Raw genomic sequence first — 15,672 nt, forward strand, 5'->3', positions numbered from 1 at the left:
GCGCCCGCCCCGCCGCCCGTCATCCCTCCATCCCCGGACATCGTCGCCATGCGGGCGGCGCTGGACGGCAGCCGGCTCGAGATCGAGCAGGCGGAGGCGACGTTGCGCCGGCGCGACCTCACCTCCGAAGCTCTGCAGGACCTGCGACTCCGTCTTGACCCCGTGGCCGAGCGCCTGCGCGAGCACATCGCCGAGATCGACCCCAAGCTCGAAGCGGCCCGCGCCCAGCTCGCGCAACTCGGCCCAAAGCCGGAGGAGGGTGCGCCGGCTGAGGGGCCGGAGGTCGCCCGCAACCGGCTCGAACGGGACGCGCTCGTGGGGCATCTCGACGAGGTCAACCGCCTCGCCCGAACCCTCCTGGTTCAAGCCGAGCAGCTGACGTCCCTGATCAGTGACCGGCGGCGCTCGGCCTTCGCCAGCGCGCTGTTCGAGCGCAGCTACAGCCTGGTGAGCCCGGACCTTTGGCTGACCGTCGCGTCCTCGCTGCCGCGCGACGTGCGGGCTCTGCAATTCCAGGGCGAGAACCTGTGGAGCCGCCTGGAATCGCGCTCCACGCCGTGGGTGCTGACGGCGCTCGGCCTCGCGATCGGCATTGGAGCGGCGCTGCACATCGCGCGCCGGCAGCTCGTGCCCCGCCTGGTACACCGCGATCCCACGGCGGCCGGAATCAGCCCCTTCCGCAAGCTTCTCGCTGCGCTCGCGATCCTGGTGGTCGAGACGGTTCCGGCCGTGGCCGGCAGCCTTCTGATCTACTTCGCGTTCAACGCGCTCGACGTGCTGCCGCGGCGCCTGCTCGACGTGGCCGACGCCCTTCTGACCGGCCTCGTCGTGCTGGCCTTCCTGCAGGGTCTGGTTCAGGCCCTGTTCGCGCCCAACCGGGCCGCCTGGCGGCTCATCGACGTCCCGGACACGGTCGCGAGCTCGCTGTTCTCGCTCGGCATCCTGTTCGGAACCGTGCTGGTGATCGGCCGCACGCTGGACGCCGTGAACCAGGCCATCGCGGCGGGCCTCGCGCTCACCGTCGCCACCAAAGGGGTGACGGCCGTGGTGGCGGCCGGGACCCTGGCCGTGCTGCTGCTGCGGCTGGCCGAACGCAGCAACGATGGCGATGAGGCCTGCCTCGGGCCGTATATTCCGTCGGGGCCGGCCATCGCGGGCCCGATCCGCATGGTGGGCTGGCTGCTGGTCGGCCTCGCCGTCGCGGCGGTGCTCGGCGGCTATGTCGCCTTTGCGTCGTTTCTGGTCGATCAGATCGTCTGGCTGACCGCGCTCGCCGGCCTGCTCTACCTCGCCTTCGCGGCCTGCGACACGTTTCTGGGGGGCACGCTTCGGGACAACAGCCGGATCTCGACCCTCCTCCAGACCAATCTCGGCCTGCGACGCAAATCGCTGCAGCAGCTCGGCGTGCTGCTGAGTGGGGTCGGCCGGCTGGTTCTCGCAATTGTGGCCACCCTGCTGGCGCTTGCCCCCTGGGGCATCGAATCCGGCGACTTCGCCTCGACCTTCCGGGCCGCCTTCTTCGGCTTCAAGGTCGGCGACGTCACCATCTCGCTCTCGACCATCATCGCGGCCCTGGCCCTCTTCTTCGGCGTGATCGCCTTCAGCCGGCTCATCCAGCGCTGGCTAACGGGAACCTTCCTGCCGACGACCGACCTCGACGCCGGGCTGCGGAATTCGGTCGGGACCGCGACGGGGTATCTCGGCTTCTTCGCGGCCGCCGCGGCGGCGTTCAGCTATCTCGGTCTGTCGCTCGAAAAGATCGCCATCGTGGCCGGCGCGCTGTCGGTGGGCATCGGCTTCGGCCTGCAATCCATCGTCAACAATTTCGTATCGGGCCTGATCCTGCTCTGGGAGCGGCCGATCCGGGTCGGCGATCTCGTGGTGGTCGGCGACGGCGAGGGCTACGTGCGGCGCATCAGCGTGCGGGCGACGGAAATCGAGACCTTCGATCGGGCCACCATCGTGGTGCCGAACTCCAACCTGATCTCAGGTGTGGTGAAAAACCGGGTCCGCAACGACGCGACCGGCCGGGTGGTGCTTCCGGTCAACGTGCTCCGCAACCAGGATCCGGCCCGCGCCGCGGAGCTGCTGCTGGCCTGCGCCAACGATCATCCCGACGTGCTCAAGGAGCCGCCCTCCCGGGTGATCTTCAAGAAGATCGGGGACACCTGGCTGGAATTCGATCTCGTCTGCTACGTGGACGATGTGACCAAGCAGCTCCGGGTGCAGAGCGACCTCAACTTCGCGCTGTTCGGCACGCTGGTCCGGGAGGGCATCCTGCCGCCCCTGGGCCCGGGCGCGATGAATGTGGGCGGGCTGGAACCGGTGCAAGCAGCGCTGAAGCAGATCGCCGACGCCATCGGCGCCGCGTCCCCGAACGCCGCGCCGGGCTCGGCGGTCCCGGCTCCGGTCAGGGCTTCGCCGTGACCGGGATGGGCGGCGGCTCGTTCATCAGGGTCACGGTCACCCGCCGGTTGGCCGCGATATAGGGGTTGTCCGGAAACATCGGGTCCACATCGGCCTTGCCGGCCACCACGGCGAAGCGGTCGTCCGGAATGCCTTGCGAGGCCAGGATCTCGCGCACCACGGCGGCGCGGCCCGCGGAGAGTTCCCACGGCGGCCCCTCCGGCCGCTGGCCCGGCCGCATCGCGGCCGTGTGGCCGGTCACCGAGATGCGCTGGCCCACCCGCCGAAGCGTCGGGGCGATCCCTTCCAGCACCAGCCGCGTCCGGTCATAGGGCTGCGTCGAGCCGGAGCCGAACATGGCGCGGCCATCCTGGTCGACCAGCGAGACGTTGAGCCCCTCCTTGGTCTCCTCGACGATGATGTGCTTGGACAGCTCGGCGATCTCCGGCAGGGCCTGAAGGGCCTGGCGCAAAGACGCGGCCGCGAGCGCGAAACCGAAGGTCTTCGCCGGGGTCGGATCACCTTCCATCTCGGCATTGTTGGCGGGCGAGGAGGGCCGGTCCGTCGCCTGTTCCGGCGGTGCCTTGCGGGCGTTGCGGAGCTTGTCGCGGGTGGGCACGCCCTCCTGCTCGACCACGCCGGCGTAGCGGCTCTCCTTGGTCGACCCGAAGGCGTCACGCATCGAGCCGGCGACGAGCTGCAGCTTCTTCTGGTCCTGGGTCGAATAGGCCGCGATCATGACGAAGAAGCTCATCAGGAGCGCCATCAGATCGGCAAAGGTCACGAACCAGCCGTGTCCGCCCTCGTGGCCGCCGCCCTTCTTTCGCCGGGCCACCTCCGACCCCCGTCAGGCCGCCTCGGCCAATTCGTGCCGGGTGTGCTCGGGCAGGTAGGCGACCAGCATCTCGCGGATCAGCGACGGGCTCTTCGCGTCGCGCAGCAGCAGCACGCCGTCGATGATGAGGGTGCGGGACAGGTCCTCCTCCTCCTTCTTGACGTGCAGCTTGTCGGCGATCGGGAGGCAGATCATGTTGGCGATCAGGGCGCCATAGAGGGTCGCCAAGAGGGCCGTCGCCATGGCCGGGCCGAGCTTGGACGGGTCCGACATGTTGGCGAACATCGTCACCATGCCCAGGATGGTGCCGATCATGCCCCAGGCCGGCGCGCAATCGCCGTAGGCGCGATACACCTTCGACCCCTCGTCCAGATGCTGGAGAAAGATGTCGCGGTCGCATTCCATGGTGGTGCGGATGAACTCCTTGTCGTAGCCGTCAACGAGGTAGCGCACGCCCTGGGCCAGGAAGGGGTCGGAGATCTCCACCGACTCGAGGGCCATCGGGCCGCCCTTGCGCATCAGGTCGGCGATCCGGGTCAGTTCCTCGATGAGGTCGCGCGGTTGCAGGGTGCGGCCGCCGAAGGCAAACCGGAGGCCCATCGGCAGGCCGTGGGCGATCACCGAGAAGGGAAAGCGCGTCATGGTGGCGGCCGTGGCGCCGCCGAAGATCACGATCACCGCGTGCTTGTCGTAATAGGCGGCGAAGTTGCCGCCATCGATCATGATGAGGCCCACAATCACGGCCACGCCGCCGAGCAATCCAGCGCCGGTTGCGATATCCATGGTGCCCGGCGTCCCGCTCGCCCCGACGGAGGCGCTACCTCGCCAGAAGCTAGAGGGCCGCCCTGAAGGAAGCGTTAAGCATGGCCGAGACGCGCCCGGGCGGCGGTGGCTGCCTCAGCCGTCGTTCCAGGCCGCAAGAGCCGCCTCGACGCCGGCCCCGGCGGGCGTGCCGAACCCTTCCGCCCGCAGCACCGCCTCGAGCGCGCCGAGCGTGATCAGCACCTTGTGCTTCCTGGCGTTGTAGCCCATCGCGCCGATGCGCCAGACGCGGCCGGCGAGCGGGCCGAAGGCGGTGCCGATCTCGATCTCGAAATCCTCCCGCATCCGCCGCCGCACCGCCTCGCCGTCCACCCCCTCGGGGATCACGATCGCCGTGACGTTGCTCATGCGGTAGCGGTCGTCGCCAAACACCGTCAGCCCGAGCGCACGGGCCCCGGCCGTGACGGCGCGGCCCGCAGCGGCGTGGCGGGCGGCGCGGGCCGCCAGCCCCTCCTCCAACACCACGCGCGCGCATTCCCGGGCGCCATACAGCATGGTGGTCGCCTCGGTGTGGTGGTTGAGGCGCTTCTCGGACCAGTAATCCATGACCATGGCGAGGTCGAAGTAATTGGCCCCGATGCGGAGGCCGGTGCCGTCCTGGATGTCGTCGCGCCGGATGCCCTTTTCCACATGCCGCCGGGAGAAGATGCGCGCCGCGGCCGCCTCCGACACGGTGATCGGCGCGGAGCCGGACGGGCCGCCCAGGCATTTCTGCAATCCGCCCGTCACGACGTCGACACCCCAGCGGTCGGCCGCGATCTCCATGCCGCCAATGGTAGCGGTCGCGTCCACGTAGGAGAGGGCGCCCGCCTCCTGGCAGATCCGGCCGAGCCCTTCCAGCGGCTGCGCCATGGTGGTCGACGTGTCACCGTGCACCGTGGCCACGACCTTCGGCCGGACCCGGGCGACCGCGGCCTCCACGGCTTCGCGCGGCACCACCTCGCCCCAAGGCGCGTCCACGGACGAGACCTCGGCCCCGATCCGCTCCAAAATCTCCTTCAGCAGGGCCCCGAAGCGGCCGAAATCGAGCACGAGAACGCGGTCGCCCGGTGCCACGAGGCTGACCAGCGCGGCCTCGATCCCGGCTCTGGCGGTTCCGTTGACCAGAAAGGTCCAGCGGTTCTCCGTGCCGAAGATCGGCCTGTACAGCGCCATCACCTCGTTCATGTAGGCCGTCATCTCGGGATCGAACTGCCCGAGAAGATCGGCCGACATGGCCCGCAGCACCCGGGGATGGGCGTTCACCGGCCCCGGCCCCATGAGGAGCCGCTGCGGCGGATCGAGATCACCGAAACGCGTCACGACGCCCTCCCCTTGGGGCGCCCGCGCGCCCTCCCGGATCCTCGTCATTCATGTCATGGTGAGCCATGAGCGGCCACCCGGATGGCGACACATTCCTGGCAGAGGTTCCGACCTTCGCGAGCTTCGCCCAGATCGCCGACACTTCGCTCTACAGGCCGGTCCCGCAGGACTGGACCATCGGCCTCGCCGACGTGGTGCAATCCACCACCGCGATCGAGGCCGGCCGCTACAAGGCCGTCAACATGGCCGGCGCGGCCGTGATTTCCGCCGTTTCCAACGCGCTCGGCCACGGCCGCTTTCCGTTCGTCTTCGGGGGCGACGGCGCGAGTTTCGCCGTGCCGCCGGGCTGGGCCGAGGCGGCCGAGCGCGCCCTCGCCGCAACGGCCACCTTTGTGCGCGAGGAGATGGCGCTTGAGCTGCGGATCGCGGCGGTTCCGGTGGCGGCGATCCGGGCGGCGGGGCGCGATCTGACCCTCGCCCGCTTCCAGGTCTCGCCGCATGTCGCCTACGCCATGTTCGCCGGCGGAGGGCTCGCCTGGGCCGAGGACGAGATGAAGCGCGGCCGGTTCGCCTTGCCGGCCGCGCCCGCGGGCAGCCGGCCCGACCTGGCCGGGTTGTCCTGCCGCTTCGACGAGATCCCGGCCCGGCGGGGCGTGATCCTGTCCGTGATCGTGCGGCCGGCGGCGGGTGGCGGTGCCGGCCCGTACCGGGATCTGCTGACCGAGGTGGTCGGGCTGGTGGAGGCCAGCCAGGACATGGCCCGTCCGGTGCCGGAGGCCGGGCCGCCGCTCGTCTGGTCGCGCGCCGGGCGGGACTTCGAGGCAAGGGCCAGCCGGAAGCCGGGCCAGGGCCTCGGGGGACGCCGGCTCCGGCTCGCCGTGGGCCACGCCATCAGCTCCGCCATCCTGAGATACCGGATCCCGATCGGGGGCTTCGACCCGGCCCGCTACCTGGCCGAACTCGTGGTGAATTCCGATTACCGCAAATATGACGACGGCCTGCGCATGACGATCGATTGCGCGCCGGAGCTGGCCGACCGGGTCGAGGCCCGGCTTGTGCGGGCCGCCGCCGAAGGGGTGGCGGTGTACGGTCTGCACAGGCAGAAGGCGGCCCTGATGACCTGCTTCACCCCCTCCCCGACCGAGAGCAACCACCTGCATTTCATCGACGGCGCGGCCGGCGGCTACGCGGCCGCCGCCAGCAGCCTCAAAATGGGCGAGGCGTCATGAGCCGAGCCTCGGGCTGGCCTGCGGACCTCGGCCGACGCCGCCTCATCATGGGCATCCTCAACGTCACGCCGGATTCGTTCTCGGATGGCGGGCTGTTCGGGGCGGCCGAGGAGGCCGTCCGACACGGGCTGGCGCTGGAGGCCGAGGGCGCCGACATCCTGGACATTGGCGGCGAGTCGACGCGGCCCGGCCACCGGCCCGTCCCGGCCGACGAGGAGCAGGCCCGCATCCTGCCGGCCATCCGGGCCCTCGCCCCGCGCCTCGCGGTGCCGATCTCCGTCGACACCTACAAGGCCGCCACCGCCCGGGCGGCGCTGGAGGCCGGCGCCCGCATCGTCAACGACGTCTGGGGGCTGCAGCGCGACCCCGACATCGCCAGCGTGGCGGCCGCCCACGGCGCGCCCGTGATCGTGATGCACAACCGCGAGGTCGCGGATCCCGCGCTCGACATCCTGGACGAGATGCGGCGCTTCTTCGACCGCTCCCTCGCCATCGCCCGTCGGGCCGGCATTCCCGATCGGGACATCGCGCTCGATCCCGGGATCGGCTTCGGCAAGAGCCCGGCCCAGCATCTCGAGGCGCTGCGGCGGCTGCCCGAGCTCAAGGCGCTCGGCTTCCCGATCCTGGTCGGCGCCTCCCGGAAATCGCTTCTCGGCCGCATTGCCGGGCGCGAGACGGCGCCGCGCGACCGCCTGCACGGCTCCGTGGCCGCGCATGTCTTGGCCGCGACGCTCGGGGCGGACATCCTGCGGGTCCATGACGTGGCGCCGCATGTCGAGGCCCTGAGGGTCGTCGACGCCGTGCTGGGAGGTGCCTGATGAGCCGCGACCGCATGCTGGTCGAGCGGATCGCCGTGTTCGCCCATCACGGCGTGCTGCCGGAGGAGGAGCGGATGGGGCAGCGGTTCATGGTGTCGCTCGCGGCGCGGCTCGACCTGGCACCGGCCGGACGCTCCGACGACCTCGCGCGGTCTGTGAACTACGCCGAACTCGTCGACCTGGCGGTCCGGGTCGCGACCGGGCGGCGTTTCCGGCTGATCGAGGCGCTGGCCGAGGCGATCGCGGCCGAGGTGCTGGCCGCGTTCCCGCCGATCGAGGAGATCACGGTGCGGATCGACAAGCCCAGCGCGCCCGTGTCCGCGATCACAGACGGCATCGCCGTCGAAATCACGCGGGGCCGCGGTGAATGAGGCGCGGGCCTGGCTCGGCCTCGGCAGCAACCTGGGCGACCGCGCCGCGCTGATCGGCGAGGCGATCGCGCGGCTGAACAGGGCGCCGGGCCTGCGCGTGGTGGCCCGGTCGGGCCTCTACCGCACGCCGCCCTGGGGCGAGGCCGACCAGCCCGATTTCCTGAACGCCGCCGTCGAGGTCGTGACGGCGCTGCCGCCGCACGACCTGCTCGGGGCCTGCCAGGAGGTCGAGCGCGCGCTCGGCCGCGTCCGGACGCGGCGCTGGGGCCCGCGCACCATCGACCTCGACATCCTCCACATGGAGGGCATCGCCCTGGCGTCCGGGCCTCTCGTGCTGCCGCATCCGCATTGGCGCGACCGGGCCTTCGTGCTCGTGCCGCTGGCCGAGATCGCGCCCGACCTCGTCATCGCCGGCATCCGTGTCGGCGACGCGCTCGCCGCGACGGAACGGGCCGGCATCGCCCGGGTCGAGGACGGAGGACCGCCCGCATGACCGTGCCGCTGCTGGACGAAGCCGCCATTGCCGGTCGGCTGCGCGAGCTGCCGGGCTGGACCCGGGAGGGCGTGGCCATCGCCCGGCTGGTGCGGCTCAAGGGCTTCGCCCGCCCGCTGCTGCTGGCCAACGCGGTCGGCCATCTGGCCGAGGCGGCGAACCACCATCCCGACCTCGCGGTCAGCTACGGATCTTTGCGCATCCGGCTGACCACGCACGACGCCGGCGGGCTGACGGACCGCGATTTCACCCTGGCCGCCCGCATCGAGGCGCTGCTCGACTGAGCGCCGGCGCGGGGCGGCGCGTCTACCAGGAGCCGTTGCCCGGGCGGGCGGCCAGCCAGAGGACGTGCCGGCGCCCGCTGCTGCCGTGGGCGTGCACGCGCTGCTCGTCCACGCTGAACCCGCAGCGTTGCAGGCGCGCCTTGAACTTGCGGTCTGGGGAGCCCGACCAGACGGCCAGGATGCCATGCGGCCGCAGCGCGAAACGGGCCCGGCCGAGGCCCCATTCGTCATAGAGCCGGTCGTTCGTGCGGCGGGTCAGCCCTTCAGGGCCATTGTCCACGTCGAGCAGGATGGCATCGAACTGCGCCGGGCCCGACTGGATGGTCCGGTTCACGTCCTCCACCCGCAATTCGACCCGGGGGTCATCGAGACTGCCGCCGAACACATGCGCCAGCGGGCCGCGCGCCCATGCGGCGACCGCGGGGACGAGCTCGGCCACGACCACCTTGCTGTTCGGGCCAAGCGCGTCCAGCGCCGCCTTGAGGGTGAAGCCCATGCCCAGCCCGCCGATCAGGATGCGGGCGCGCGACGGGTCGCGCAGGCGGGCGCAGGTCAGCGTGGCGAGCGCCTGTTCCGAACCGCGCCGGCGGTTGTTCATCAGCTCGGCCCGACCCACGAAGATGCAGAACTCGTCGCCGCGCTGCATCAGCCGCATGGGTTCCGGCTCGCCCGGAATGGCGGCGGTGTCGAGCTGAACCCAGGGTATCAAGACGGCGCTCCTGCCAAGATGGCGTCACGGCCGGACCGCTTGGGCCGCCGCGCGGCCGGGCGCAACCCCGCCCGGGCCCGCACCCTTCCGACACCCTCCGACTCACCCCATATTCGGGCATGGCCAAAGGTGTGAGACAGGGGGCCGGTGACGAGCCCCGCAAGGGTCGTGCGCGGGCAGAGCCCAGTAATACGCGGCCGGTGCTGAAGCCGCTCGACGCGCATCTCGCGGCGCTTCTCAGCCCGGGCGCGGGCCGATCGGACCTGCGCGGGGATGTCGCGACCGAGGAGAAGCCCTCCGGCCGGCGCCGGCGCGCGCCCGGCGGCTTGTCCGAGCCGCCTCAGGCCGCCTTCGATGCCGGGCCCGTCGAGGCGCTCGACCCGGGTCTCGCGGAGGTGTTCGGGCTCGAGGCCGGCGCTGCGACGCCGCTGGTCCAGGAGAGGCCGTCCGGCCCGGCCGGCCAGGCGAAGGCCCGCCGGACATCCGCGGCCGAGGACATCGCCGGGCCGACCTCCGGCGTCTCGGCCACCGTGGCGGCGCTCTCCTCCCTGCTGGAGAGCGGCAACCCGCTGTTTAAGAACGGTAAGCAATGGATCCCGCATCGCCCGCCCCGGCCGGAGAAATCCGAGGGTGGAATCCGGTTCAAGCTGGTCTCCGAGTATCAGCCCGCCGGCGACCAGCCGACCGCTATTGCGGAGCTCGTCGCGGGCGTGAACGCCCAGGAGCGCGACCAGGTGCTCCTCGGCGTCACCGGCTCCGGCAAGACCTACACCATGGCCCAGGTCATCGCAGCCACCAACCGGCCGGCGCTGATCCTCGCCCCCAACAAGACGCTGGCGGCGCAGCTCTACGGTGAGTTCAAGTCGTTCTTCCCCGAGAACGCAGTGGAGTATTTCGTCTCGTATTACGATTACTACCAGCCCGAGGCGTATGTGCCGCGGACGGACCTGTATATCGAGAAGGACTCGTCCATCAACGAGCAGATCGACCGCATGCGCCACTCGGCGACGCGGGCGCTGCTGGAGCGCGACGACGTCATCATCGTGGCCTCCGTGTCCTGCATCTACGGCATCGGCTCGGTCGAGACCTACACGGCCATGACCTTCGCCATCACGGTCGGGGAGCGGATCGAGCAGCGCCAGCTCATCGCCGACCTCGTGGCGCTCCAATACAAGCGCGTGCAGAACGATTTCCAGCGCGGCACCTTCCGGGTGCGGGGCGACACGATCGAGCTGTTTCCGGCCCACCTGGAGGACCGCGCCTGGCGCATCGGGCTGTTCGGCGACGAGGTGGAATCCATCGTCGAGTTCGACCCCCTGACGGGCCACAAGACGGCCGACCTGCGCTTCGTGAAGGTCTACGCCAACTCGCATTACGTGACGCCGCGGCCGACGCTGGTGCAATCGGTGAAGTCGATCAAGGAGGAGCTGCGCCAGCGCCTGGACGAGCTGAACCGCATGGGCCGGCTCCTGGAGGCGCAGCGGCTCGAGCAGCGCACCACCTTCGACATCGAGATGATCGAGGCGACCGGCGCCTGCGCCGGCATCGAGAACTATTCGCGCTACCTGACCGGCCGGCGCCCGGGCGAGCCGCCCCCGACCCTGTTCGAATACCTGCCGGACAACGCGCTCGTCTTCACCGACGAGAGCCACGTCACCCTGCCCCAGATCGGCGGCATGTATCGGGGCGACTTCCGCCGCAAGGCGACGCTCGCCGAATACGGCTTCCGGCTGCCCTCCTGCATGGACAACCGCCCGCTCCGCTTCGAGGAATGGGAGGCCATGCGGCCGCAGACGGTGCATGTCTCGGCGACGCCTGGCCCCTGGGAGATGGAGCGGGCGCAGGGCGTCTTCGTGGAGCAGGTGATCCGGCCGACCGGCCTCGTCGACCCGCCCGTCGAGGTGCGGCCCGCCCGCTCCCAGGTCGACGACGTGCTCGGCGAGATCCGCGAGATGGCGCAGCGCGGCTATCGCACGCTGGTCACGGTGCTGACCAAGCGCATGGCCGAGGACCTGACCGAGTACCTGCACGAGAACAAGGTGAGGGTGCGCTACATGCATTCCGACATCGACACGATCGAGCGCATCGAGATCATCCGCGACCTGCGGCTCGGGGCCTTCGACGTGCTGGTCGGGATCAACCTCCTGCGCGAAGGCCTCGACATCCCGGAATGCGCGCTGGTGGCAATCCTCGACGCGGACAAGGAGGGCTTTCTCCGCTCCGAGACCTCGCTCGTGCAGACGATCGGCCGGGCGGCCCGCAACGTCGACGGCAAGGTGATCCTCTACGCCGACAAGGTCACGGGCTCGATGGAGCGAGCCATGGCCGAAACGGAGCGGCGGCGCGAGAGGCAGCTCGCCTATAACCGCCAGCACGGCATCACGCCGGCCTCCATCAAGCGCGGCATCGCCGACATCCTGGACTCGGTCTACGAGCGCGACCACGTGCGGGTCGATACCGGCATGGCCGACCAGGCCCTGACCATCGGCCACAACCTCAAGGCCGTGATCGCCGACCTCGAAAAGCGCATGCGGGCGGCGGCGGCCGATCTCGATTTCGAGGAGGCGGCGCGGCTTCGCGACGAGCTGAAGCGCCTGCAGATGACCGAGCTGACGCTCGGCATCGACCCCAAGGCCTCGCAGGGCGAGGTCGAGCAGGCGGCGGGCCGCTATTCGGGCCCGCGCTCGGCCGGTCGGGCGACGCCGGTCGGCAAGGGCTTTCCGAAGCCGGGCCGCGACTCGGCCCCGCGCAAGCCGACGCTCGACGAGATGGGCCCCCATGCCCGCGAGCTGCCGCTGCATGACGGCCCCGTGCCGGCCCGCCCCCTGCCCCGCTCGACGGGCGGGGTCGGTGGCGCCAAGGCGAAGTGGCGGGGCGGCGCCAAGCGGGGCTGAGCCGGCCGCCGCGTCAGGGCTCGGGCAGTTGCCCGCGCAGGTCGACCACGTGGCCGCCGCGGCTGAGGATCTTGAGAAAGGCCTCGATGGGGATTGGCAGCTCGATCTCCGCGAAGCCGGTCGGGTTCGGCGACGGGCCGAGTTCCGCCCCGGCGAGGTAGGACAAAGCCGTCCCGCCGCCCGGCTTGGCGGCCGCGCTCCAGGTGTTGGCGACCACCGTCCAGCCGCGATGCTCGAAAACCAGCGCCGTCATCGGCCCCTCCTGCGTCCGCGCCAGCTTGTCTCCGGCTCCCGTCAGCGGCTGAGGCCCGCGGCCTGGCGCAGGTAGCCGCGCGTCTCCGGGTCGGCGCGCCAGCCGGCTACGCGCTCGCAGACGAGTTGGGATGAGGGCGTGCTCCGGTAGCCCGCGAAGGCTCCGTCCAGGAAGCGCCGCCGAGTCATGGTGCGGGCGGGGCCGAGCCGGCGCGAGCGCGGGCTCAGAAACAGCGCGCTGCCCGGCACGCCGTAATATTCGGCGATCTCCGGATAGACGGGCCAGCAGCCGATCTCCCCCTGGTCGTCCGGCAGGTAGCTGTCGAGGTCGCAATCAGTGAACGGGATGCCGGCCCGCCGCAGCGCGAGGCGGGCGAGATCGGACAGCACATGCATCTTGGGGTGGTTGTCGCAATGCATGAAGCAGCCGCGCAGCGCCCAGCGCCGGATCTCCGCGTCGAGGTCCCAGCCGACCTCCTGGCCCAGCGTCCGCTGGCCGAGAACCGACCCGTCCCAGCCGTCCAGATAGCCCAGTCCGGCATAGACCTCGCCCCGGAACAGCCGCTCGGTCGCGTCGACGGACAGCCCCTCGAGATAGCCGAACAGGGCCAGGGCCGAATGCGAATGGCCCATCGGGCCGGTCAGCAGCCCCTTCAGATTCGGATCGGCGAGGTCACCGACGCGGACCTGGTCGGGGTGGAAGGCGGAGAAGACCACCGTGGGCAGCAGCTTGACGGCGGCGGCCGCGTGGAACTCCCCGGCGCCGCCGTCCGGAAAGGCCGGCAGGTAGGTGTTTGCGAAGACCACGTCGTGCCGGCCGGCCTCGGCGACGAGATCCGCCAGCCGGCGAAAGCGGCGCCTGAGGTGGAAGGCCGAGATGGTGGTCACCTCGGCCTCGGGCAGGAGGTAGCGCATGGCCCGGGCCACGGCCGCGCCCTGGCACACCCCGACCACCAGAATGCGCGGCGAGCCGGCGCGCGCGGCCGCCCGCCTGCCGAACGGCCCGGAATGCGCCGCCCGCAGCAGGCGCTGAAGCGCGTCACCCATCTGCATCGGATCGAGAGTCCCGGTCAGCTCCGGCCGCGAATCCGCACCCGGAGGCTGTCATAGGCGAACCCGTTGAACCGCGGCCAGGGCAGCAGCTCGGCCCGGGAGGCGGTCATCGCCCGGCCGGAGCACTCTGGGCCGCGGCCAGCGAGCCCACGGCGGCGGCAAGGCCGGCCGCCGCTGCGGTCCCGAGCCCCTTGCGGCGACTCACGGTTGTGTCGATCATCGGGCGTGACTCCGGGCGGTGTCGCGCCTTCAAGCACGCCTGCGCCGGGTCTGGCTACCTGCGCGGCCCGGGCGCGCCGTCACGCCGCGGGCCGCCCCGGGCCCCGGCTCAGAGGTCGCGGTCGCCTTCGAGATTGGTGATGACGCGCCGGTTCTGCGACTTGCAGGACAGGTCGGCGCAGTCGCGCACCAGCCGATCGCGACCATAGCCCTTGGAGGTCATGCGGTCGGGCGACACGCCCTGCTCCACGAGGTAGCTTCGGACCGCCTGGGCCCGCTTGGCCGAGACGGCCACGTTCGCCTCCTTGGATCCGGGATCGTCGGCGAAGCCCTGGATCTTCACCTTCCAGCGTGGATAGCGCTTCAGCCACTCGGCCTGCTTGTTCAGCGTCTCGCGAGCCACCGAGTCGAGCTCGGCCGACGCTTCCCGGAAATAGGTGCGGCGCCCGACATTGAGCACGAAATCCTCGCTGCCGCCGCCCGGCGTCTCCGTCCCGACCGCGATGGTTCCGGCCGGCAGGGGCCCGGGCCCCCGTGCCGTCTGCACCGTCTCAACGCAGCCCGCGAGCCCCAGCGCGGCCACGCCAACAGCGCCCACCGTTCCGGCGAGCCGCCTCAACCTCGATACCATGTCTCGCCCCCGTGGCGGCCGCCTCGCGGGCGGCCGTGTCGATTGATCTAGGTCGCGTCGCCCGAGCCGAGATGCCGAAGCACCAGCACGTTGGTGCCGATCGGGCACCGGCCGTACAGGTCCATGATGTCCTCGGTCAGCATGCGGATGCAGCCGGAGGAGCCATCCTGGCCGATCGACCAGGGCTCGTTCGTGCCGTGCAGGCGGTAGCCGGTGTCGCGGCCGTCGCGGCTGAGATAGAGGGCCCGCGCGCCCATCGGGTTGTCCGGGCCGCCCACCATGTGGCGCGGCAGGTCAGGCCGTCGCTTCAGCATCTCGGGCGGCGGCGTCCAGTCCGGCCACACGGCCCGACGCGTCACGGCCGCACGGCCGAACCACTGAAAGCCCTCGCGGCCGACGCCGACGCCGTAGCGAAGCGCCGTCTGGTTCTCGAAGATGACGTAGAGGAAGTGGTTCCGGGTATCGACCACGACCGTGCCCTGAGGCTCGTTCGAGGAATATGTCACCAGCTGCCGGTGCCACTGCCGGTCGACACGGGCCAGGTTGGTGGCGCGGTAGACCTTGCCGTGGTCCTCGACCTCCGGGCCGTAATAGGTGTTCCAATCCGCTGGCGAGTCCGCCTGCGCCGGGAGCGCGGCGGCTGCTCCGGCCGCGGCCAGGCCCGCCCCGAAGGCGCGTCGTGTGATCGTCATGATGTGCTCCCGAGCCGGCCTTGGCGTGCGTGGCGTCCCGGCGACCCTGCGCGGTCGCCGTTGTTCCGGACCTGGCCGGCGCTGTCTACGTGCCGGAGCCTGATTACCAGAGTATTTCCGTGTCTGTGCCCCGGCAGCCGCGACCGGACGACGCGAGCCCCCCGGCGGCCTGCCCTGATCGCCGGCCGGCGCCCCCTGCCTGTCAGGCCGGAGGCGGCAGGAAGTTCACGCCGTGCCGGGCGGACAGCTCCACCACCTTCTCGGGCACCTGCTCCGAAAGCGTGTGGATGCCCCAGAACAGGTCCGGCAGGCTGCCGGTCGGGGCCACCCAGAACAGGCATTTCGCCGGCGCGCCCGACTTGTTGAAGATGCCGTGCGGCTCGCCCCGGGGCAGCCGCACGGTGTCGCCCGCCTCGGCGCTGGTCTCGACGCCGTTTAGCCAGAAATCGAGCCGGCCTTCCAGGATGTACAGGTACTCGTCCTGTTCGGGGTGGGCGTGCGGCGGCACGAAGGTCCCGGGAGGGAAGGTCGCGTGCCAAGAGAACGACGCGTCGGTGACGCTCTTGGCCACATAGGTCTGGCCGAGAATGTTCCAGGCCGTGCCCTCGATGGACTCGTTTGCCCGCGTGATGCCGGCCGTCTCCACTCTCATGTCGCGCTCC

Annotated in this window: 16 protein-coding genes; 7 read left to right on the forward strand and 9 right to left on the reverse strand. The window is 71.0% G+C overall.

Features of this window, described 5'->3' with window-relative positions; translation table 11 throughout:
* A partial coding sequence (locus tag JWR86_RS02895; RefSeq protein ID WP_299560502.1) for a DUF3772 domain-containing protein occupies window positions 1-2,427 on the forward strand: 2,427 nt, incomplete at its 5' end.
* On the opposite strand, the gene JWR86_RS02900 is transcribed toward JWR86_RS02895, so the two are convergent.
* The 3 genes from JWR86_RS02900 to JWR86_RS02910 all read right to left on the reverse strand — a co-directional run bounded on the left by JWR86_RS02900 (window position 2,411) and on the right by JWR86_RS02910 (window position 5,365).
* On the reverse strand, window positions 2,411-3,241 hold the full coding sequence (locus JWR86_RS02900) for a flagellar motor protein MotB (RefSeq protein ID WP_299560505.1): 831 nt from the start codon (window positions 3,239-3,241) through the stop codon (window positions 2,411-2,413). The two genes, JWR86_RS02895 and JWR86_RS02900, sit on opposite strands and share 17 nt — an antisense overlap.
* A gap of 12 nt (window positions 3,242-3,253) precedes the next feature.
* The gene (locus JWR86_RS02905; RefSeq protein ID WP_299560509.1) at window positions 3,254-4,024 is read right to left on the reverse strand and encodes a MotA/TolQ/ExbB proton channel family protein; all 771 of its coding nucleotides are present in this window, start codon (window positions 4,022-4,024) and stop codon (window positions 3,254-3,256) included.
* A gap of 114 nt (window positions 4,025-4,138) precedes the next feature.
* Entirely contained in the window at window positions 4,139-5,365 is a 1,227-nt protein-coding gene (locus JWR86_RS02910) for an alanine--glyoxylate aminotransferase family protein (RefSeq protein ID WP_299560512.1), read from the reverse strand.
* A gap of 65 nt (window positions 5,366-5,430) precedes the next feature.
* Between JWR86_RS02910 and JWR86_RS02915 the strand changes: the two genes are divergently transcribed.
* The 5 genes from JWR86_RS02915 to JWR86_RS02935 are packed head-to-tail and all read left to right on the forward strand — an operon-like array spanning window position 5,431 to window position 8,560.
* On the forward strand, window positions 5,431-6,594 hold the full coding sequence (locus JWR86_RS02915; protein WP_299560515.1) for a DUF3095 domain-containing protein: 1,164 nt from the start codon (window positions 5,431-5,433) through the stop codon (window positions 6,592-6,594).
* Window positions 6,591-7,412, forward strand: coding sequence for a dihydropteroate synthase (folP, locus tag JWR86_RS02920; RefSeq protein ID WP_299560517.1), 822 nt, complete (start codon window positions 6,591-6,593; stop codon window positions 7,410-7,412). The genes JWR86_RS02915 and folP overlap by 4 nt, the downstream gene beginning before the upstream one ends.
* Window positions 7,412-7,783, forward strand: a complete 372-nt coding sequence (gene folB / locus JWR86_RS02925) for a dihydroneopterin aldolase (RefSeq protein ID WP_299560519.1) — start codon at window positions 7,412-7,414, stop codon at window positions 7,781-7,783. Before folP ends, folB begins: the two co-directional genes overlap by 1 nt.
* Window positions 7,776-8,276: a 2-amino-4-hydroxy-6-hydroxymethyldihydropteridine diphosphokinase gene (gene folK / locus JWR86_RS02930; protein WP_299560521.1), complete on the forward strand. Its 501-nt coding sequence runs from the start codon at window positions 7,776-7,778 to the stop codon at window positions 8,274-8,276. The genes folB and folK overlap by 8 nt, the downstream gene beginning before the upstream one ends.
* On the forward strand, window positions 8,273-8,560 hold the full coding sequence (locus JWR86_RS02935; RefSeq protein ID WP_299560523.1) for a 4a-hydroxytetrahydrobiopterin dehydratase: 288 nt from the start codon (window positions 8,273-8,275) through the stop codon (window positions 8,558-8,560). The genes folK and JWR86_RS02935 overlap by 4 nt, the downstream gene beginning before the upstream one ends.
* Window positions 8,561-8,582: 22 nt before the next feature.
* Here JWR86_RS02935 and JWR86_RS02940 read toward each other — a convergent pair whose 3' ends face one another.
* Complete coding sequence (locus JWR86_RS02940; protein WP_299560525.1) at window positions 8,583-9,269, reverse strand: hypothetical protein; 687 nt, start codon at window positions 9,267-9,269, stop codon at window positions 8,583-8,585.
* A 119-nt stretch (window positions 9,270-9,388) separates the two neighbouring features.
* Between JWR86_RS02940 and uvrB the strand changes: the two genes are divergently transcribed.
* Entirely contained in the window at window positions 9,389-12,163 is a 2,775-nt protein-coding gene (uvrB, locus tag JWR86_RS02945; RefSeq protein WP_299560527.1) for an excinuclease ABC subunit UvrB, read from the forward strand.
* Window positions 12,164-12,176: 13 nt separating this feature from the next.
* Here the strand turns inward: uvrB and JWR86_RS02950 are convergent, their stop codons facing one another.
* From JWR86_RS02950 to JWR86_RS02970, 5 genes are all read right to left on the reverse strand, one after another.
* Entirely contained in the window at window positions 12,177-12,416 is a 240-nt protein-coding gene (locus JWR86_RS02950) for a hypothetical protein (RefSeq protein WP_299560529.1), read from the reverse strand.
* Window positions 12,417-12,457: 41 nt separating this feature from the next.
* The gene (locus tag JWR86_RS02955; protein WP_299560531.1) at window positions 12,458-13,462 is read right to left on the reverse strand and encodes a WcbI family polysaccharide biosynthesis putative acetyltransferase; all 1,005 of its coding nucleotides are present in this window, start codon (window positions 13,460-13,462) and stop codon (window positions 12,458-12,460) included.
* 334 nt (window positions 13,463-13,796) lie between these two features.
* Window positions 13,797-14,318, reverse strand: a complete 522-nt coding sequence (locus JWR86_RS02960) for an OmpA family protein (RefSeq protein WP_299560533.1) — start codon at window positions 14,316-14,318, stop codon at window positions 13,797-13,799.
* A gap of 47 nt (window positions 14,319-14,365) precedes the next feature.
* A complete protein-coding gene (locus JWR86_RS02965; protein ID WP_299560535.1) occupies window positions 14,366-15,010 on the reverse strand; it encodes a L,D-transpeptidase in 645 nt (214 codons plus the stop codon).
* 202 nt (window positions 15,011-15,212) lie between these two features.
* A complete protein-coding gene (locus JWR86_RS02970) occupies window positions 15,213-15,662 on the reverse strand; it encodes a cupin domain-containing protein (RefSeq protein WP_299560536.1) in 450 nt (149 codons plus the stop codon).
* Window positions 15,663-15,672: the final 10 nt, after the last annotated feature.

The sequence above is a fragment of the Enterovirga sp. genome (assembly GCF_028290205.1).
In the GTDB taxonomy this organism is placed as follows: domain Bacteria; phylum Pseudomonadota; class Alphaproteobacteria; order Rhizobiales; family Beijerinckiaceae; genus Enterovirga.